The 19,332-nt window shown below is 39.6% G+C and carries 17 protein-coding genes; 2 read left to right on the forward strand and 15 right to left on the reverse strand.

The annotated features are described in order from the left end of the window. Nucleotides 1–21 precede the first annotated feature (21 nt). From ACR42H_RS18710 to ACR42H_RS18725, 4 genes are all read right to left on the reverse strand, one after another. Nucleotides 22–4,233: a tetratricopeptide repeat protein gene (locus tag ACR42H_RS18710; RefSeq protein ID WP_436372503.1), complete on the reverse strand. Its 4,212-nt coding sequence runs from the start codon at nucleotides 4,231–4,233 to the stop codon at nucleotides 22–24. 115 nt (nucleotides 4,234–4,348) lie between these two features. Next, nucleotides 4,349–5,326 (reverse strand): S66 family peptidase, encoded by a 978-nt coding sequence (locus tag ACR42H_RS18715; protein WP_436372505.1) that lies wholly within the window; start codon nucleotides 5,324–5,326, stop codon nucleotides 4,349–4,351. Nucleotides 5,327–5,453: 127 nt separating this feature from the next. Further along, nucleotides 5,454–6,920, reverse strand: a complete 1,467-nt coding sequence (locus ACR42H_RS18720) for an NAD(P)/FAD-dependent oxidoreductase (protein ID WP_436372507.1) — start codon at nucleotides 6,918–6,920, stop codon at nucleotides 5,454–5,456. Between the two features lie 227 nt (nucleotides 6,921–7,147). Continuing rightward, a complete protein-coding gene (locus tag ACR42H_RS18725; protein ID WP_009332599.1) occupies nucleotides 7,148–7,318 on the reverse strand; it encodes a YjcZ family sporulation protein in 171 nt (56 codons plus the stop codon). Nucleotides 7,319–7,508: 190 nt separating this feature from the next. Here ACR42H_RS18725 and ACR42H_RS18730 point away from each other — a divergent pair, with 190 nt between their 5' ends. Continuing rightward, the gene (locus ACR42H_RS18730) at nucleotides 7,509–8,600 is read left to right on the forward strand and encodes a GDSL-type esterase/lipase family protein (RefSeq protein ID WP_436372510.1); all 1,092 of its coding nucleotides are present in this window, start codon (nucleotides 7,509–7,511) and stop codon (nucleotides 8,598–8,600) included. Nucleotides 8,601–8,696: 96 nt separating this feature from the next. On the opposite strand, the gene ACR42H_RS18735 is transcribed toward ACR42H_RS18730, so the two are convergent. From ACR42H_RS18735 to rsgA, 4 genes are all read right to left on the reverse strand, one after another. Then, nucleotides 8,697–9,194 (reverse strand): PTS sugar transporter subunit IIA, encoded by a 498-nt coding sequence (locus ACR42H_RS18735; RefSeq protein ID WP_113884682.1) that lies wholly within the window; start codon nucleotides 9,192–9,194, stop codon nucleotides 8,697–8,699. 18 nt (nucleotides 9,195–9,212) lie between these two features. Then, a complete protein-coding gene (gene msrB, locus ACR42H_RS18740) occupies nucleotides 9,213–9,653 on the reverse strand; it encodes a peptide-methionine (R)-S-oxide reductase MsrB (RefSeq protein WP_113884681.1) in 441 nt (146 codons plus the stop codon). Further along, the gene (msrA, locus tag ACR42H_RS18745) at nucleotides 9,653–10,189 is read right to left on the reverse strand and encodes a peptide-methionine (S)-S-oxide reductase MsrA (protein WP_113884680.1); all 537 of its coding nucleotides are present in this window, start codon (nucleotides 10,187–10,189) and stop codon (nucleotides 9,653–9,655) included. The genes msrB and msrA overlap by 1 nt, the downstream gene beginning before the upstream one ends. Nucleotides 10,190–10,326: 137 nt before the next feature. Then, nucleotides 10,327–11,385 (reverse strand): ribosome small subunit-dependent GTPase A, encoded by a 1,059-nt coding sequence (gene rsgA, locus ACR42H_RS18750; RefSeq protein WP_436372514.1) that lies wholly within the window; start codon nucleotides 11,383–11,385, stop codon nucleotides 10,327–10,329. Between the two features lie 611 nt (nucleotides 11,386–11,996). On the opposite strand from rsgA, the gene ACR42H_RS18755 reads away from it, so the two are divergent. After that, nucleotides 11,997–12,767, forward strand: coding sequence for a DUF4397 domain-containing protein (locus ACR42H_RS18755; RefSeq protein WP_436372517.1), 771 nt, complete (start codon nucleotides 11,997–11,999; stop codon nucleotides 12,765–12,767). A 57-nt stretch (nucleotides 12,768–12,824) separates the two neighbouring features. Here ACR42H_RS18755 and ACR42H_RS18760 read toward each other — a convergent pair whose 3' ends face one another. The 7 genes from ACR42H_RS18760 to ACR42H_RS18790 form a co-directional block, all read right to left on the reverse strand. Then, nucleotides 12,825–13,406, reverse strand: a complete 582-nt coding sequence (locus ACR42H_RS18760; protein ID WP_113884677.1) for a YpmS family protein — start codon at nucleotides 13,404–13,406, stop codon at nucleotides 12,825–12,827. Then, nucleotides 13,396–14,235: an SGNH/GDSL hydrolase family protein gene (locus tag ACR42H_RS18765; protein ID WP_436372519.1), complete on the reverse strand. Its 840-nt coding sequence runs from the start codon at nucleotides 14,233–14,235 to the stop codon at nucleotides 13,396–13,398. The genes ACR42H_RS18760 and ACR42H_RS18765 overlap by 11 nt, the downstream gene beginning before the upstream one ends. Nucleotides 14,236–14,356: 121 nt before the next feature. Continuing rightward, nucleotides 14,357–14,938, reverse strand: coding sequence for an SCO family protein (locus tag ACR42H_RS18770; protein ID WP_113884675.1), 582 nt, complete (start codon nucleotides 14,936–14,938; stop codon nucleotides 14,357–14,359). A 156-nt stretch (nucleotides 14,939–15,094) separates the two neighbouring features. Next, nucleotides 15,095–16,075: a nucleoside hydrolase gene (locus ACR42H_RS18775; RefSeq protein ID WP_113884674.1), complete on the reverse strand. Its 981-nt coding sequence runs from the start codon at nucleotides 16,073–16,075 to the stop codon at nucleotides 15,095–15,097. An 83-nt stretch (nucleotides 16,076–16,158) separates the two neighbouring features. Next, complete coding sequence (locus ACR42H_RS18780; protein WP_436372522.1) at nucleotides 16,159–17,775, reverse strand: ATP-binding protein; 1,617 nt, start codon at nucleotides 17,773–17,775, stop codon at nucleotides 16,159–16,161. Nucleotides 17,776–18,030: 255 nt separating this feature from the next. Then, nucleotides 18,031–18,876: a DegV family protein gene (locus tag ACR42H_RS18785; protein WP_113884672.1), complete on the reverse strand. Its 846-nt coding sequence runs from the start codon at nucleotides 18,874–18,876 to the stop codon at nucleotides 18,031–18,033. A gap of 142 nt (nucleotides 18,877–19,018) precedes the next feature. Beyond that, on the reverse strand, nucleotides 19,019–19,270 hold the full coding sequence (locus tag ACR42H_RS18790; RefSeq protein ID WP_436377004.1) for a DUF2535 family protein: 252 nt from the start codon (nucleotides 19,268–19,270) through the stop codon (nucleotides 19,019–19,021). Between the last annotated feature and the right edge of the window lie 62 nt (nucleotides 19,271–19,332).

Below are 19,332 nucleotides of genomic sequence, written 5' to 3' on the forward strand. Positions count from 1 at the left end.
GACAGCGGCTGTTTGTATTAGTTATATGGTGCTTTTTTTCAAATTAATAAGATCAATGTCTTCCTCTGCAAGTTCCTGAAAATATCCATCTTCATCATGATAAAGTACATACTCAAGTTCTTCGTCAGCTTCTTCCAATCTATTTAAGATTGAAAGATAGCAAGCTTTATTATATCTTGCTATCAAAAGGTCAGGATCGATTTCAAGCACATCCTCCATGAGTTTTAGTGACTTTTCGACATCCTCTACCTTATGGTAAGAGATAGCGAGTTCAATAAATAATGAAGTATCCTCAGGGTGTACCTTAAGGCCATCCAACATAATCTCTATAGCTTCTTCGTGCCTCTTTCTTTTATTTAATAGATTCCCATATCTAAAATGGGCCTCTTTCTCATATGGATTTTCCTTTAACACTTTTGTAAAGAGTACCTCTGCCTCGGTAAATCTCATTCTGTGTGTAAATGCCACCGCCTTCAAAAGCAGAATATGAGTATCTTCCGGTTTTTCTTTTAGGCAGGCGTCCAGAAGTTTTATTGCACTGTTCATCTCTGCCGCTTCCTCAAGGGGATCATTCCCGCCTGCCAGATGCAGCTGTGCGAGCTGATAGGCTGTAACGAAATCCCAATCATTCACAAGAGAAGACTTCAAAACCTTTTTTGCATCATCCTCAAGATTTACAGATTCATAGAATCCGGCAAGACCGATAGATGCATCTTTATTAAGCGGATTAAGTCTGATTGAAGACTCATATAAATCGATAATCACTCCAAACAAAGTGATTTGCTTTGTCTTTTCTCTCATCTTTTGTACAAACCTTCCAATGAAGGAGGACTTCTGTTCAGCTTCCAAATCACCCCCGCTTGCACGCTTTGCCAAAGCATCGGCCGCCAATAAGAAAACCTGGCTTTTTTCACTTTTTTCGGTTCTAACTTTTCCCAGGAATGCAGAAAGGTTAATGATTCTATTTGACTCAGCAAATAAAGCAATCAAAGTTTCATATAAACTTTCATCATCCCATTGCTCTTTTATAAGCTCTTCAAGCAAATTCTTTGCCTCTTTATATTTCTTATTCTTTATAAGAAGCTTAGAATAGTGATGCTTTAATTCAGCTAATTGAGAATCCAAATCCAGAGCTTCCAAAAGACAGCTCTCTTCCTTTATACTGTCCCCTGCTGCCCCATAAGCATATGCAAGGCTATCCAGCCTCCATGTTTCAATAACTTCTCCCTTCATTTGATTCAATTTTTCTATAAATCCAAGAAGTCCTTCAATGGAAAGCATTCTTGTTAAATATTCAATATTAACTGTTAAAGGGGCCTTATCAATCAGAAGCAGCATATACTCTGCTTCCTTTTGTTCATCTCCCAAAATTCCATAAATTTGTGCGATGCGTGTATATGCCCCCTCTGTCTCAGGATTAAGATCCAGGGATTTCCTCAGTGCCTTGATCGACAATTCATATTTTTCAAGCTTAAAATAGGTTTCCCCAAGCCTGTAATATGGAAAAGCTGTTTCTTTTTTCTCTAAGGCGTTTTCATATATCCTAATGGCTTCAGCATATCGTTCCGCACTTTCATATAAAGTGCCCGAATAGCATAGATAGTCAGTTTGGGTGTCTTCGCATTCAGCTTTTGATTCCAGAAAAGCGATTGCACGATTCAGATAAGGCGTCGCTTCCGCAATAGTTACATAAAGTTCCAGGGCTTCATCCAGATTTTGATCAATATAGTTAAAACCTCTTTCAATTAAAGCCAACCCTGCCTCCAGCAAGTGGAAGTCCTTCTGGTCTTGTCCAAAGTCAGCCAGCAGCTTGCCCCCATTTATTAAAAACTCACTATCCTTCCAGAAACGTTCTTCATGTTTCCTGATAAATTCAGCTGCTCTATCAGGCCCCTTTGTTTCAGAGATAGCAAATGCATAACCTAGATAGGCAAAAACCTCATCAGGATTTTCTGTTATGCAGGAGAAATATATACTCTCTGCTTTTGCATATTCCTCATGATCTTTGTAAAGATCACCCAAGCGGATTAGAATCTGCGGACTCCTTGATAACTCCACTCCTTTCACTAAAATCTCTTCAGCGCGCCCTTTGTCTTCAAATAAATACTCATAGCAATCGGCAAGAGCCAGGTATGGATAAGGGATTTCCGGATCCAGGCAGGCTGAAATATTGTAGCCTCTTTCAGCCTTGCGAATGTTTCCTCCTGCTTGGTCAAGCTTCGCTCTCTCATACCAAACATACGCATCGCCATGATCTTCACGCAGCAATTCACTGTATATGGAGCGTGCTTCATCGTACTTTTTCAGATCAGAAAGGATAATGGCATGATTAACTCTGATAAAACGATCCTGCTCATTAATTTTCAGTGCAATGTCAGACATTCCTTTCCCAGCTTCCGGCTCGGAATTATAAAGGAGACAGAGAGCAATATAACTCCATATATAGTATTGATCAGAGTCAAGCTGCAAAGAAGTTCTGAAAAAGCCGATTGCGGTATGGTAATCGTCCTTATGCAGATGAATCCTTCCTATTAAATACTGGTATAATGGACTGAATGTTTTTCTTTCAACCATTGATAATATCTTCTCAGCACGGTCGATTTCGTGTAAACGTATATATGCCTGAGCTGCATGAAGCTTAAAAAAGTCAGACTCCGGAAAAATGGCAAGCAGCTTTTCGGAACATTCAATAATGAACTCTTTGTATTTATCCCCGGAAAAGAATTTCACTGTATATATGAGTGTATAAGGTTCATTCATTGAAGAGGATAAAAAGGCTGCCATAGCCGGTTCATTCTTCTTTATATCCTCTTCCACCTGCTCCGAAAGTGAATGAAGTTTCTTATAATACCGGTGCTCATCCATAGATAGAAACCCCAGATCCGCCTCTCTCGCTTTTGGCACTGCCGCAATGGATAAAAGGTTTGTATTAACAGCAAGCTTTTGGAACTCTTCATAAGTAACGTACATTGTTTCTAAGAAATTTGGATCCTGTACCATATAAAAGCCAAATCGTTCATCAATTCCCGTCATAACTTGGACATGTGAAGATGCCTCAAAGTCGACACTAAGGATAACGGGTATCCCTTGCAGCAATAATGTCTTATATCGCTCCTTATCACCAGTAAAGAAACGGCAAGCGAAACCTTCTTTTTCAAGGTATTCCGCAGATGCAGACAGCTTTGAACCAGTCACATCAAAAATATGTTCGGCAATATCATCCTGAGTCTCCTTTTTGCCAAAATAAGAAAAGAGCATTTCAAAACTGGCAGGCACACAGTAATTGCTCTTCTGTACAACAGGATTAATAGAAAGCTTTACTGTATCACCTGTTTCAGTAAACCCCTTATCTGCCGAGAAAGGACTGTCCTTCATTTTCTTTTGAGAGATAAAGTGATGTAATTTTTCAAGTTCATTTTTTTGATAATAGGATAAAGCTCTAAGATGTTCAAAATAGCGCTTATAAATGTGAAAAGGTACAAGCCGGTCGACCTCATTCATCAATGAGAGCATGTCCTCATGAAAACCAAGATCCCTGTACCTGCGAATAAGTTCCAGTTTCAATGCAGGTGCTTGGGGGTGTTCTTCCATTCCTTCTTTAATTGTTCGAAGCGACTTTTCCCGGTCGCCAGTTGATGCGTATAAATCCGATAACAAAAGATAACAAACATGTCCTCGTTCCTCACCCCTCAGGCCAGCCGTTAAATAGGATTCTGCCTTGGTACGGTCTCCTGCCTGCAGATAATAAAACCCCAGCTTATCCCAGATTGGTTTTTCGCTGATCGCCTCCATTTCGACGAGCCTTTCCTCAGCCTCTTTCGTTCTCTTTAACTCCAGAAGGCTATGTACTTCCGTAAATAATGCACTTATAATCAGCTCAGTGTCTGCATCATGTGGTTGCTTTCTCAAATACTCCGTTATGATATCATTCGCTTCCAGAGTTTTACCGCTGTCAATTAACTCATCACAATACCAAATGGCGGTTTGAAGAGTATTAAAACGGCGATGTGCATAACGGGCAATAAATCCACTGTATTGGTACATTACTCCACGGTCAAACAATTGAATGAGCAGCTTAAAATCTGCAATCGAGGAGATTTCTGCTAATTTATTTTTAATAATTGAAAACCTCGATTTCCCTATATCCTCCAATTCCTTCGACAGCACATCCATCGCCTTTATAAACTGCCTGGTATTTGCCAAGCATTTCAGCTCTTTAAGAAAAATTTCCATAGTACACCTCATTTGGGTAAGTTAGAAATATAATACAAACATTTACAGAAAATTACTACTGGAAATGAGTGTATTTTTTACACAAAAAAACCCCGGCATCACTTCCGGGGATTAATTATATCTGTTCAATCCAAATTTCACTCTCAGAACTTTCTGCTTTTATAACTGCTTTCCCTCCAATCGGAATAGTGGCACAGGGCTGCACATGGCCGAAATTCACATTTCCAATCACAGGAATACCTTGAAGCTCTTTTTTTGAATCAATAATCTTTCTCAGTGCCTCTTCGGTAACCTGAGAATTCTTCTGAAATCTGCCAATCAGGATTCCTTTGATGCCTTGAGCATCAGGCAGGTGCAGCAGTGATTGAAGATCCCGATCAAAGGTAAGAGCATGTGATTCCTCATCATCTTCAATAAATAAGATAGAATCCTTTAATGATGGCATGAACTCCGTCCCCTGCAGCAGGTTAAGTGTGCATAAATTCCCTCCAATTAATCTGCCTTCTGCACACCCTTCCTGGATGACCGTATACCCATTGTTTTTAATGAAAAGTCTGTCTTCCTGATCAAGATACCATGGATCATCACTCCAATGTGATGAAGCGAGGATTTCATAGGGAGCGTCATTGGTTACTGCATTAACAAAAGAATCAAGAGTGTACTCAAAGCCATGTTTCACACCGAAGCTTGAAAAATGCGGGCCTGAATAGGTGATCAATTCTGTTTTTTTATAAATGGCGCCCTGCAATGCCGTGATATCACTAAATCCGCAGAATATTTTCGGATTGTTTTTTATTATCTCGAAGTCTATGTAATTCAAAAGCTGGTTGGCGTTATAACCGCCAATCACTGTCAGGATTCCCTTTACATTAGGATCGGTAAAAGCATCATGCAAATCTTCCAATCTCTCTTCAATAGAAGTACTGAAAAACTCATCATGCAGTTCTGCATTTTTACCGTATGTTACTGTGAATCCAAGCTGATTCAGCCGTTCCTGGGCAATTCGCAATTGTTCGCCTTTTATGATAGCCATACTTCTTGACGGTGCAATGACCCGGATTTCATCCCCTGGCTTTAAACGCTCTGCAAGCATTATGTCCTCTCCTTTGCCCCTTTAATTCTTGTTTATTGTTTTACATTTTATCAGATACAGTCTCGTTAAGAAATGACTGTTTTTACATATTGAAAAAAGGCCAGCTTTTCAGCTTGGCCTTCTGTTTTTATACTATTGCAGGTTCCCTTCTTGGTGCATTGCTTTTCTTTTCTACGATATCCCTTGCTATCCACACTCCGCAAGCTCCGGCTTGTGCGAGCCCTCTGGTAATGCCTGCACCGTCCCCGCCAACATAAAGGCCGCTGATTTCCGTTTCGAAACGGTCATTAAGTCTTGGGCGTGCAGAGTAGAATTTTGCCTCCACGCCATAGAATAGTGTATGTTCTGATGCAAGGCCAGGAGATACATGGTTTAAAGCCTCAGTCATTTCAATCAGGCTTTTCATAGTATTATATGGAAGCACAAGGCCTAGGTCGCCAGGTACCGCCTCTTTTAAGGTTGGCTCAAGGAAACCTTCTTTAATTCTCTTCTCAGTTGATCTTCTTCCTTTTAGTATATCTCCATACTTTTGAACAATGATTCCGCCGTTTGAAAGGCTGTTGGCAAGCCTTGAAATTTCGTGTGCATACTCGTTTGGCTTATCAAACGGTTCTGAGAATGTATGGGATACAAGCAGCGCAAAGTTTGTATTCGGGCTACCCAATTTAGGGTCTTTATAAGCATGGCCATTCGCCAGCATGATTCCGGAGTGGTTTTCCACTACGACATGGCCGGAAGGATTGCTGCAGAATGTCCGAACTCTTGTACCGACAGATGTATTAAATGTGAACTTTCCTTCGTAAAGATGTTTATTAATCTCCTCCATGACAATATTGGAAGTTTCGACCCGGACCCCAATGTCGACCTGATTATTGATCATTTTTAAGCGGCGGGACTTCAGGAGGTTTGCCAGCCAAACAGATCCATCTCTCCCAGGTGCTACAACCACCTTATCAGCATAAACTTCATTTCCGGACTTAAGCTTAACCCCTATAATACGATGGCCATCAGGCGCTTTTTCGGTTATGAGATCTTCAACCTCTGTCTTGTAAGACATATCAATTTTTTCACGCAAATATTCATAAATGCTTTTTAGTATTTCAAGGTTCTGCTCCGTACCTAAATGCCTAACCTGTGCTCGAAGAAGTTTCAGTCCCGCTGCATAACCGCGGCGCTCAATATCTCTCACTTCATCCGTCATTGGATCTGTGATGCTTTCAGTTGCACCATGTTTTAAATTAATTTCATCTACATATTTGATCAATTCAACAACCTGGGAATCAGGAAGATAATCTGTCATCCAGCCGCCGAATTCACTTGTAATATTAAATTTCCCATCTGAATAAGCACCTGCTCCGCCAAAACCATTGGTGATTGAACAAGCCGGCAAACACCCTGCATACTCTTTTTTTCCCGCGGCCGGCGGGCATTTCTCAATCTTTTTCTGTAAAATCGGACAATTCCTCCGAAAAATATCATGACCCTTATCAATTAATAAAATATTTGCTTCAGGCATTTTTAGTGTTAGTTCATAACAAGTAAATATTCCAGCCGGTCCAGCACCGACAACAATAACATCATAATTAGCATTCATCGTCCTATTTCCCCCAGACGCATTATTCGTTAATTTCATTAACCCTAGGTAACTATATCAAACACTGAATAAATGGTCAATCATTTTACGAACTATTTAATCAAAACAATAAATATTGTTCGGTTTTAAAAAAGTTATGTAAAATTCCGTAAATTAACTGCAATTGCTGCCCCTTAACAAACAGAAGGCTGCTCCTAAAGAGCAGCCTCCACAAGATTCATTTTATATTACCAATTTCCACAGCAGCATGCTCCGATAATAATCAATAGAATGAATAATACGACGATCAATGCGAAACCGCCATATCCACATCCTCCATATTGAGCACCCGCTACAGGATAGCCATATCCCGGAAAACATTGGTCGTAGCCAGCACCAGCAACTGCACCTTTATACATTAATAATCACTCCTCAATAAGATTTCTTGGGCATTTTCAATATTAATGTATGTGCTGAGAACTTGACCCGCATGTGCATTTGCCCATTTTTATAAAAAAACGCTGAACTCCATTATAAACCTTTCCCCATAGCCATTATTAGGGTACGATAACATTAAGGATTCAGAAAAGAAGCGGGGGATTCAAACCAATGAAGAAAAGGAAGATCGGCATATATTTTTTTATCATCACTTTTATATATGGTTTGTATCATTTGTTTGATAGCCTATCTAAAGTTGAAGGGGCAAATCCAACTAACGTGTATCAAAAGTTATCGTCTAAAGAGAATATCAATTACCTCATTATCGGGGATAGCATTGGAAGGGGGTCAGGTGCGACCTCCAAATCAGCTGCATGGTTTACAAGGCTTGAACGGCATCTTCATAGTGAATTTGAAATCAAGGCCAGAAGGCATTCCATAGTCCAAAGCGGTGCCACTGCCTTTGAAGGCTTATATAAGCTTCAGCAATCCGAACATTTAGGGAAAATTGATTTAACTTTTATCGTGTTTGGGGAGAATGACCGCAAATATATGGATGAAAAGCAATTTTCATATTTCTACGAAGGGCTTATCCGGAAAACCAAACAGCTCTACCCTGATACCGAGATCATAACCATTACAGAAAATCCGCTTGATAATGAGGCATTTGTTCAGGCAATTTCTATTATTTCCAATCACTATGGCGCAAAAAATGTGGATATGAGAAAGTCATTCGGACAATCTGGATTGCCTGCACAGGAACTGACAAAGGATATGGTCCATCCAAATGATGAGGGCTATAGAATATATGCAGATACACTAATAAAGAAAATAAGAGAATTAGCCGGAAGTCATGCAGAGATTGCTGAGCTTTCTGCCCCCATTCATGAAAATGCGGATATTGAAATAGCATCCATTCCTCATGTTACAGAGGTATCGGGTTCTTTTATTCACAAAGACGGCATTTGGGAGAGCAGCAAGGCGGGTGACAGTCTTGAATATCAATTTAGCGGCCCTTTCCTTGGGCTCAATATGATTCGAAGCGAAAAAGGCGGGAAGATGGATGTTTTCATAGATGATGTTTACATTACATCTTTATCCGCATGGTGGCCACTGACTAAAGAAAGATACCAATATATTGCCAGCGGCCTCGAAAACGGACCGCATCATGTAAAATTTATTGTGACTAAAGAAAAATCAGTGAATAACAGTACTGACGATGCTGTTATTCAATTTTCCTCCATCCTTACCAAGGCAGAGTAATGAAGCTTTTCATAAAAGAAAAAGAGAAGCTATTATAAACTCAGACTGCAAAAGCGACCTGAAAAAAGCCGCCCAATTATTGGCGGCTTTTTCCGATTATTTAGCAGTAACTGTCATTACTGTAGATGTACCTCTTGTTACTGCCCCTGCTGCATTCTTCTCAAGAGAAGCGACCTGGTCGCCATTAGTGACAATGATCGGTGTGATAGTGCTCTTTGCCTTTTCTTTAACCAGTGCTAAATCAAAAGTGACAAGCTTATCACCTTCACTGACCTTTGATCCTTCGGAAATATGGGTCTCAAACCCTTCCCCTTTCATCGAAACCGTTTCAAGGCCAATATGAATTAAAATCTCGGCACCATTCTCAGCACGAATGCCAATTGCATGCTTGGTAGGGAACACTTGAACCACTTCTCCATTTACCGGGGAAACAACCAACCCTTCTGCAGGTTCGATTGCAATACCGTCCCCCATCATTCTTTCTGCAAATACAGGATCAGGCACTTCTTCCAGATTAACTGCTGTGCCTGTCAAAGCAGCCTTAACCTCAATTGCTTTAACAGCTTCCTTTTTGCCAAATAATTTCTTAAACATGAAAACACCTTCCATTTCTTAGTTTGCATCATTAAATAATCTCAGAAATTCTTTATAGCCTTCTTCCTCCAGTTTTTCCTTAGGAATGAACCTTAGTGCAGCAGAATTTATGCAATATCGGAGGCCCTCAGGTCCAGGCCCATCATCAAAAACATGACCAAGATGGGAATCGGCTGATTTGCTTCTCACTTCCGTTCTGACCATATAGTGGCTGCGGTCTTCTTTTTCGACAACTTCTTCATCCTGTATGGGCTTTGTGAAGCTTGGCCAGCCACATCCTGCGTCATATTTGTCTTTTGAGCTGAAAAGAGGCTTGCCGGAAACAATATCGACATAGATTCCCTCTTTAAATTCATTCCAATATTCATTGCGGAATGGCGGCTCTGTGCCATTATTCTGAGTGACTTCATATTGCATTGGATCTAGTTTCTGCTTTAAATCTTCTCTGCTTTTTGCCATTATCTTTCACCCCAATGCTTATTAATAAATGCCTTTCTTCCAGAGCCGGTTTGATAGGAAATGTATCTATCCGGATTTTTTTTGTAATAATGCTGATGATAGTCTTCTGCAGGATAAAAGTCTGAAGCAGGAAGAATCCTGGTAACTATCGGTTTCGTAAATGGACCGGTTTCTTCAAGCTTTTGTTTGGATTCTACTGCTGATTGCTTTTGTTTTTCATTGTGATAGAAAATCGCTGTCTGATATGATTGGCCGCGATCATAGAACTGCCCTCCTGCATCTGTTGGGTCAATCTGCTGCCAATATAGTTCAAGAAGCTTTTCATATGGGAAAACCTCAGGATCAAATGTAATTTGAACCGCTTCGTAATGACCAGTCGTTTCTGAACAGACCTGCTGGTAAGTAGGATTTTTCACATCCCCTCCGGTATATCCGGATATTACTTCTTTAATCCCAGGCTGTTCATCAAAAGGCTTTACCATACACCAAAAGCAGCCTCCTGCAAATGTTGCCTTTTCAAATAGTTTCTCTGTCATTTACTCCACCTCTTTCGGCACTTTTCTATCTTTTACTTTTTCCCTTAGAAAGATGATTTAAAGCTATATACATAAGATTAATGAAAAGATTCCTTATATGCAAAAGAAACCTCTTTTGTGAAGAGGTTTCTGAATTTTTACATTCTTTTATTCTTTGCTCCGGCGCTCATTTTTTTCCAGCGTTTGCGCTCTTCAGATTGGGCTCTCTTATCCTGTTTTCTGTCCAGATAAGCGAGCTCCTTTAGAAGCTTTTTATAGCTGTTAAGACGTGCCCTTGATATGCTTCCATCCTCTATAAACCTAGTCACAGCACAGCCTGGCTCATTTTCATGTGTACAGTCCCTGAACCTGCAGTTTTCAGCGGCTTGCTCAATATCTGTGAAGCTTTCAGAAAGCCCGTTTTCACTTTCCCACAGCTGAAGCTCTCTCATTCCTGGAGTATCAATTAATATGGCACCGTCAGGAAGTAGGATGAGTTCCCGATGGGTAGTTGTATGCTTTCCTTTATCATCACTAATCCTAATATCCTGGACTTTTTGCTTATCCTCCCCAAGAAGGTAATTTGTAAGTGTGGATTTCCCTACGCCTGAAGAGCCGAGTAAGGCGATTGTATTTCCTGGCTCTAAAAACGGCTTAAGCTGGTCTATTCCCTTCTCTTCAATGACGCTGATTGAGATAACAGGAACACCCATGGCAACACTATCCACCTTAGCAAGCTGATCCTCCAGATCTTCACAAAGGTCAGCCTTGGTAAGAACAATGACAGGAGTTGCCCCGCTTTCCCATGATAAAAGCAAATAACGTTCCAATCTCCTTAAATTAAGATCCTCGTTAAGAGAATTAACCAGGAAAATAGTGTCTACATTAGCTGCTACAATTTGCTCTTCAGTATTCATCCCTGCAGCTTTTCGTGAAAATTTGCTTCTTCTTGGAAGGACAGCATGTATCGTCCCTCGCTGTTCTCCTGTCCTTTCTTTGATAACAACCCAGTCACCGACAGCAGGATAATCTTCCCTTGATGATGCACTGAAAGAAAACTTCCCTGATACCTCACACAGCATTTCAGAGTTATCTGTCCAAACGCGATACATTCTTTTATGCTCTAGTGCAACACGGCCAATTTGATACTCTTTTTCTTCATACACTGAAAATGCCTCTTTAAAAAAATTATTAAATCCAAATTTAGTGATTGTCAATGTTTGTTCCTCCATGCTTATAGAAATTTAATTTACATACAAAAAACCATAGGCAATCAGCCCATGGTTTAATAATGCAAGGTTCAATAAGCAGTGGAAAACAAACTGGTCCGCTCGATTAAACGATCTCCATTTGGGCTGTGCCTGAATTATCTGCAATTAACGTATTTGCATAAAGTTCTTTTTTCATAGCACATCACCCACTTTCGTTTATTTGTTTATATTATATGGAATATTGCAACAGAAGTAAAGCGTTTTTATTTTTAATCATGATTATTTCAAGTAGAAAATTGTTTTAATAATAAATTTGGACCGTTGATTTCAGCTGCGTACACTAAGTGAACCGCGGAGAGGAATGTGAGCCTCTTCAGCTTCGCCTGTGGGATCTCTCACTTCCCTCTCCTCCCGCAGGACATTGAATAATCCGCCCTTATTCAACACCGCAAGAAGGAAATGCGGCAGCATTTTCAAGGATCAAGTGTCCTTCGCTCCAATCAACTCAGTGCCTGTTACTCAGTTTAGCTTTTATGCTATTCAGATTCACTCTTCCCCATGTGGCATTCACCCAGGCAGAAGCATATGTTATTGAAGTAGATTTAGGAGGGAGAAGCATGGCTTCAGAGAGAAACCGGCAATGGTACTTCCAAAGAGCAGCTATGTATGATCTTCTGGCACAGTATTTTAAATATATTGATCCTGCACAATATATTGCTTATTACCATAAACATTTACATTGCCTAAATCAGGCTATTCAAAAAATGCGTACAAACAACCAGCTGCCTTCTGTAATGGTTCAAGAGGGACAGCAGGCAAAAGTACGGATCTTTCATGGTTCACCTGAAGCCGGTCTGGTTGATATTTATGTAAACGGTACAGGTATTTTGAAGAACTTCCACTATAAAGAAGCAAGCGGTTATGCTTCACTGCCAGCTGGCAAGCATCAGATAGACATATATCGAGCAGGTAACAGGGCGTCCACGCTTCTAAGCAGAAAATTCATTATTGCCGCAGGTAAGTCTTATACAATTGCTGCCGCAGGAATTGCATTGAAATTAAAGCTTGTTGTTTTAGAAGGCCGACATGAAGTGCCTGCTGGAGCAACAAAAGTCAGATTTGCCCATCTTTCAGCTGATGCTCCTGCTGTTGATATCGCCGTAAAAAATCGGGATGTCGTTTTTTCCAATATCGCTTTCAGGCAGGCAAGTAAATATATGGCCTTAACTCCAATGACTGTCGACTTGGAAGCAAGGATTGCAGGCACCCCCCATGTAGCCCTGTCAATTCCTCGAATGCAATTTCAAGCAGACCAGGCTTACACCCTAATGGCTGTAGGTTCTATTGTAAATGAGCCTGTGCTTGAAACAATTCTGATTCCAGACTAAATGGTTCAAATACCCGTTAACAGAAAAAGGAATCCTTTGCGAAAGGATTCCCTTTTCTCATTTAACCGGCACAAGAAGGGTAAAACGAATATCATCCTGCTTTAAATTAAATTCATCCACTCTTACTTTTACATCACTCTTCAGCTTCATTTCCTGCAGCGACACATAAATTCGTTCTTTCTGCGGCTGGATTGTGACTCCTTCTGGAAGCTTATAGCGGTCTTTTACCAGCTTTAGAACATGTGATACAGGGAGATTCAGCTGTCCTACAGATATGGACTTTTGCTGGAGGACAACATCCCCATTCTCCAAGGCTTCCGGTTCAAATGATAATTTCATTTGCAGATCCTGACTGAAGAAAGGGATTGTGCCATATAATTCAACTTCATCATTCAGAAGAACTTTATAATCTATTGCCCCTGTCAGTCCTTCTTTTTCAAGATAGTGGTTAATGACTCTATTCAAGTCTTCTTTATTGGCTTTTATGTTAAAAGGAACATAATTTTCACTATTCTCGGTGATCGCTGTATAGCCTTCATCATCTGCCGGCATGCTGATAAAAATAAACAGCAGAATTAAGATGAGTGCATTAATGACCAGCAGCGCCAAAAACAGCTTTTTCCATTTGCTATCTTTCAATCATCTTCTCTCCATTTCCTTCTGCTTTCCTTTTATACGGAATTTCTTTCAGAACTTCTTCTGTTAGAATTTGATGAACTCGGCCAGCTATTAATTCATATCCTTTGTCATTTGGATGAAAATAGTCTGTATATAAAAGATTATCATCGGTATTTTCGAATATATCATCTATTTCAACAAAATACGTTCCCGGATAATTTTTTAATATAGCCTGGCTTGTGCCATTCCAATCTTCAAGAATTTCATTTATTTCCGTTATTTCCGAAAACCATTTTAAAAAGGGATTATATAATCCTATTAAAACGATTTTACTATTAGGGTTTACCTCTTTAATCGCATCTAAAACATCAATCAGATTTTGCTCATAGTTTTTCTTTTCCTTAGTAAAAGCCCTAAGCTTTAGGTTTGAAAAATTCTCGCGGACAACTTTCATAACATCATTTCCTCCAATTGTTATGATAACCGCGTCTGCACTCTTCACAACATCTTTTACTTCTTCAGTCCCTAGTTTTTTCAATAATTGATCGGAACGATTGCCTCTTACTCCAAAATTATAAAAAACAGCGTCTTGCACACTTTTGTCTTTTTCCAGTGACATTTCAAGATATGGCACGTAACCTCCGCGTTCAGTACTGTCTCCAACCCCCTGGGTTAAAGAGTCCCCTACTGCAGCAACAGTAATATTTCTTGGAAAAAAGTCGAGAGGGATATCCTCTTTGAGTGCGAGTTTAGATTTTTTCTCAGAATGAATGATTTCGCTGTTGTTTGATGAACTGCAGGAGGCGAGAAGCAGCATGATCAAAAAGATGAAGGTGAATTTTTTTATCATACTATCACCTGCCTATATAATTCAATCATATTATAACATGTACTTTCCTATTAAAAAGAATTAGCATTGCCTGGAAGGTTCCCTGGCTTATCCCAAAAGAAAAATAGACCTTTTCCAAGGTCTATTGCAAGGCTTTAATATCATTCATTATTTCATCTAATGGAATTTCATTAAGCCCAGTATAATATTTCATAACAGTGCCGTTCTGGTCAACAAGGTAAAAATCTGTTCCATGGATAACCTGATCGCCTGTTTGCGGCTTTTTCACAATGGCTTTAAAATATTCCATAGCATACTTTTCAATTTCTTCCTGGGAATAGCCAGTCAGAAAGTGCCAATTAGTGAAATCTGCATTGTATGTAGATGCAAATTCCTTTAATACCTCAGGTGTATCAACCTTGGGGTCAACACTGAAAGAAACAAATTCGATATTTTTAATGCCTTCCTTCTTAGCCAAATCCTGAAGCTTCTTCATATTAGCTGTCATTGGCATACATACATCTTCACAGTTAGTAAAAATAAAGTCTGCCACCCATACCTTGCCTTCAAGATCCTTTAAACCAATTTCCTGATTGTCCTGATTTGTATACTTAAAATCTGCAAGCTCCCAGTTTAACGCGTCCTTTATACCACTCTGTCCGCATGCTGAAAGGACTAAAAGCATAAAAGCTGAAACGATAATGGCAAAAACTCTTTTCCTCATATATTCACCTGCTTTAATTAGTTACGATGCTAATTTTAGCAAATATTCTTGAAAGAAGAAAGAAGTACTTGTGACAAACTTGTGAATAGAAGCTTTTGGCTCTTTTTTAAGAACTAGCGGGATAAGCAGGAATCATCCGCAAAAACACATTTCCTTTTAGGGTGTTTTCGTTTTATGATTGGTCATTATTTCATAAAATTTCCTGATAAAATTTGAATAATTAAATTGCACAGCAATCCGATGAATCCGGTATTTCATCTTATCTTCAGGAGGTACATTCCTAAAATCTCCAATACTCTGGCCGAACGCCTCCCCCCTGTTGACAATTATTTTTACAGGGACATCCATATATTGAATTTCAGCTCCTTCAAGCATTGCCCAAAAGGTTAACAAATCGTGCAGGGGACTGCCGCTTATGCCAGGGTAGGTTCCTTTATAAAAATTAAAATAATAATCAACCATAGGCTTAAGTAGCAAGCCGACTTTATTTTGTACAGACTGATAATAAGCATCAAGGGCGTCGACAATAGCTGGTGTAATGATTGCAGACATCGTTACATCCAAAGGAAGAATATGAATTTTCTTCGGTGCATTTGAAAACACGACATTGGCTGCGTACGGATCACCATAAAAATTAGCTTCAGCTACCGGAGTCACATTGCCAGGAACATTAAATGCCCCTCCCATTATGTAAAACTCACTGACTTTACTCATGAGTCCAGGGTAAAGAATAAATGCCGCAGCCAGTGAGGAAAGCCTGCCTACATTTACTATAATTATATCATTTTCATACATCTGGATCAGGTTTTTGAAATCGCCGAAATTTTCAAATATGCCATTGGAATTCTGCAGATTCGGCGTAATCGGGCCGAGTCCCTCTTTACCGTGGACGTCCGGATAATACACCGGGACTTCTCCGGTTAAGGGCAAAACAGCTCCGCTGAATACAGGAATATCCTTGTGTCCAGTTACTTCTTGCAGGTATGCAGCATTTCGGATGGCATCTTCCCTTGATACATTTCCATAATCTGCAACAATCCCCACGATATCGATTTCTTCTGAGAAAAAGGCAAAGATCACCGCAACAAAATCATCTATTCCAAAGTCACTGAATAAAAGGACATTTTTTCTCTTCAACCTTACACCCCCATAATTCATTTTATTCGGGGGATAAACAATAATGGCAAATATTTTCAATTATGGGATAAAAGTCTATAACGCTAATCAATAGCCAGCGGAATGAATATCCGGAATACCGTGCCCTTTCCTTTCTCACTATTAACTTCAATACGTCCCTTCATCCGGTCGACAATTTGGTAGCACACCAGCAGACCCATCCCAGTTCCCTTTTCTTTCAAAGAATAAAAAGCAGTTCCCAATCTATCCATTTCTCCCTTTGTCATACCGATCCCCGTATCAGAAATTTCAAAAACACCATATATACCTTCGCTGGATACGGAAAGTGATAAGCAGCCCCCATTTTTCATGGCCTCAATGCCGTTTTTATAAATATTGATCAAAACCTGTTTTAACTCACTGGCATTCCCTTGTATCCATATACCTTCAGATATCTCGGAAGCAACAGATATATTTTTTGACATCATAGCAAATGAGTTCATTAAATCAATTACACTGGCAGCAAGTTCCCCGGCATTGATTGCCTCTACTTGTTCTATATCAGGTTTGGCAAGTGATAAATAATCGTTTATGATTGTTTCTGCTCTTTCCATCTCATCAATCATAAGCTTTATGTACATTTTTTCTTCTTCGGTCATTTCTTCCTTAGCCAGAAAAATTTGAAGGAATCCTTTTACTACCGTCATTGGGTTTCTGATTTCATGTGCCACCGAAGCAGCAAGCTGGCCAATTGCGTTCATCTTCTCAGCTCTCTGCAGCTCCTTAAGAATCTTTGTCCTTTCCATGATATGCTCCATTTCCCCTATTGCTTCTTCAAAGCGATGTGAAGAGGAAATATTTCTTGGTACTGTCCCAAATTGCTCGGAAGTGGCAGACAGCCTTTCAAAAAGGATAGCCAGACGGGTGGTCATAAAGTTAAATCTCTCTGAAAGAATACCTAAATCCGATTGATTAGAAGGCTTTAACTTTACGTTAAAGTTACCGCTGCTGACTTCTTTAAAACCTGAAATAATATCATTAATTGGCTCTAATACTTTTTTAAGACCCCATTTTAAGACAAAATATATTAAAAAGATAATGATTAAAAATAAGCCTGATAAATATAGGGCTAAATCTCTTTGAATCGATTTCAGCACAGCTGCATCAATATCGATACATAATATGGCAATAATATTTCCTTTAGAATCCACAATAGGTGAAAAGGCAGAAATCCAGGTGCCAAACTGATCCTGATGAACCTCACTGGATGCAGCACTTCTCTTCTGCACGGCTTCCGTTAAACCATCTATAAAATCGTCACTTGCCGAATAAAGTGAAAATGATTCCAGGCCCATTTCTTTAAAGCTTTTGGAAGTTACTAATAACTTTACTGAGTTATCATCACTTTTTTCCGGCAACAGCAGTGATGCATTTGAATATGCTGCCTTTTCATTTACCAATGAAATAAGATGATGCAGTCTTTTATAAGCAGGATCGGACGGATCCTGCTGTTCCTTTACTTTCTCAACATCTTCGTACTCTATAACAGAGCTCCAAAGAGATGCCATGTCAGTCACTCTATCTGTAAGCTGCTTCTCCAACTGCCGGGTTTCAACCATAAAGCTGATGCCTGCTGTAAAAACCGTGACAAAGAAAGAAATGAGGAAGGAGAATAACAGCACTTTCCTGAACAAAGGCAAATTTTTTATTTGATCCTTCATATAGCGTCACCGATTCCTTTTACTCTAAGTAGCTATCTAACCTTTTTCGGCAAAATTCTGCTGAAATCCTCTAAAAACGCCAAAGTTTTAAAAGTGCAGCATTTAACTCCGGAACAAAAGCGGAAGCTTCTTGATCAGGGCAGGCGATGGAGCAGGGTGCAGTAATTTTTCATCAAAGTTATTCACATCTTTATATTTTATAAATTCCTAAACTACAAAAAAACGCATAGCCTGATAAGCCATGCGTCCGTTTTATTACTCTTCCAGATGATACATAAAGCCAATTGCTCCTGGTCCCGTATGTGTACTGATAATTGGAGTTGTTTCTTCAATTTCAATTTCTGCAGCAGCATCCAGCTCTTCAATCATTTTCTTCAGTTTAGAAGCTAACTCAATGCCTTCTGCATGGACAAGGCCTACACCTTTTATTGTTTTCCCTTTGATATCCTCTGCAAATTGTTTGGCCAAATACTTCGCCACCTGGGTATGACTTCTTACTTTGGCCACAGGTGTGTATACACCGCCTTCAAGCGAGGCAATTGGTTTTATATTCAGCAAGGACCCGATCATGGCCTTGCCCTTGCCGATTCTTCCGCCTTTTACAAGATTTTCTAACGTATCTACTACTACAAATAATTTAGTATTACTGCGAATGGTTTCCACCCTGCTGACAATTTCCTGAATGCCTTTCCCTTCGCTGGCCATTTTTGCAGCCTCCAATACTTGAAAAGCCAGTGCTTTGGATATATATCTTGAATCTACCACTGTAACATTTGCATGTGACATAGCTGCTGCGCTTTCCGCTGATTGAACAGTACCGCTCATTCCGCCAGTCATATGAATAGAGAGAATATCATAGCCTTGGTCACCAAACCTGTCATACACCTCAGCCAATACTCCCGCAGGAGGCTGTGAGCTTTTAGGCAACTCGTCCGCTTCTTTCATTTTCCTCATGAATTCAGATGGAGTAATATCAACCCGGTCCAAGTATGTATTACCTTCTATGTGAATAGATAGCGGGACAACTTCAATATCGAATTTTTCAATCAATTCGCTGGATAGGTCTGCTGTAGAATCTGTAACAATTTTAATTTTAGCCATTATGCTTTCACTTCCCCTGCATTAACAATTAGTTCATATTATACATTCAAGCAAAATACAAATAAAGCAATAAATATATAGCCTGTATTTCTCCTCCTTATGTGGCCAAAAAAATACCGGCTGGCTGCCGGCATCAAAGTTGTTAAGCGTTATTTTTTAATTCTGGGGTCTTAAAAATCTCTTCATAGACGGGCCACTTTAAAACTCGCTTTAGATATTCTCTAAAAGAATGGTTCTTAAGTGTTTTCTCATTGGCGTTAATGGCCGCAATAAAAGTTTTCAAACGGACTTGGATCATAAAATAATAAGGGCTATCTTTTGCCAATACAGGAATTTCAATAATTTTTACCTTCTGTCCAACAGCATTTTTGAACTCTAGGCTTTTAAATAGCAAAATATCAATCCTCTTTTTCACCCGTTTGTTTATATTATACCCCAAATACCGCTCGAAATGTG

Source organism: Cytobacillus sp. BC1816 (assembly GCF_051353635.1).
GTDB lineage: Bacteria > Bacillota > Bacilli > Bacillales > Cytobacillaceae > Cytobacillus > Cytobacillus oceanisediminis_C.

Excerpts from the sequence above, each read along its gene's own strand:
- ACR42H_RS18710 (WP_436372503.1), bottom strand. The coding sequence starts at position 4,233 with ATGGAAATTTTTCTTAAAGAGCTGAAATGCTTGGCAAATACCAGGCAG.
- ACR42H_RS18715 (WP_436372505.1), bottom strand. The coding sequence starts at position 5,326 with ATGCTTGCAGAGCGTTTAAAGCCAGGGGATGAAATCCGGGTCATTGCA.
- ACR42H_RS18720 (WP_436372507.1), bottom strand. The coding sequence starts at position 6,920 with ATGAATGCTAATTATGATGTTATTGTTGTCGGTGCTGGACCGGCTGGA.
- ACR42H_RS18725 (WP_009332599.1), bottom strand. The coding sequence starts at position 7,318 with ATGTATAAAGGTGCAGTTGCTGGTGCTGGCTACGACCAATGTTTTCCG.
- ACR42H_RS18730 (WP_436372510.1), top strand. The coding sequence starts at position 7,509 with ATGAAGAAAAGGAAGATCGGCATATATTTTTTTATCATCACTTTTATA.
- ACR42H_RS18735 (WP_113884682.1), bottom strand. The coding sequence starts at position 9,194 with ATGTTTAAGAAATTATTTGGCAAAAAGGAAGCTGTTAAAGCAATTGAG.
- msrB (WP_113884681.1), bottom strand. The coding sequence starts at position 9,653 with ATGGCAAAAAGCAGAGAAGATTTAAAGCAGAAACTAGATCCAATGCAA.
- msrA (WP_113884680.1), bottom strand. The coding sequence starts at position 10,189 with ATGACAGAGAAACTATTTGAAAAGGCAACATTTGCAGGAGGCTGCTTT.
- ACR42H_RS18755 (WP_436372517.1), top strand. The coding sequence starts at position 11,997 with ATGGCTTCAGAGAGAAACCGGCAATGGTACTTCCAAAGAGCAGCTATG.
- ACR42H_RS18765 (WP_436372519.1), bottom strand. The coding sequence starts at position 14,235 with ATGATAAAAAAATTCACCTTCATCTTTTTGATCATGCTGCTTCTCGCC.
- ACR42H_RS18770 (WP_113884675.1), bottom strand. The coding sequence starts at position 14,938 with ATGAGGAAAAGAGTTTTTGCCATTATCGTTTCAGCTTTTATGCTTTTA.
- ACR42H_RS18780 (WP_436372522.1), bottom strand. The coding sequence starts at position 17,775 with ATGAAGGATCAAATAAAAAATTTGCCTTTGTTCAGGAAAGTGCTGTTA.
- ACR42H_RS18785 (WP_113884672.1), bottom strand. The coding sequence starts at position 18,876 with ATGGCTAAAATTAAAATTGTTACAGATTCTACAGCAGACCTATCCAGC.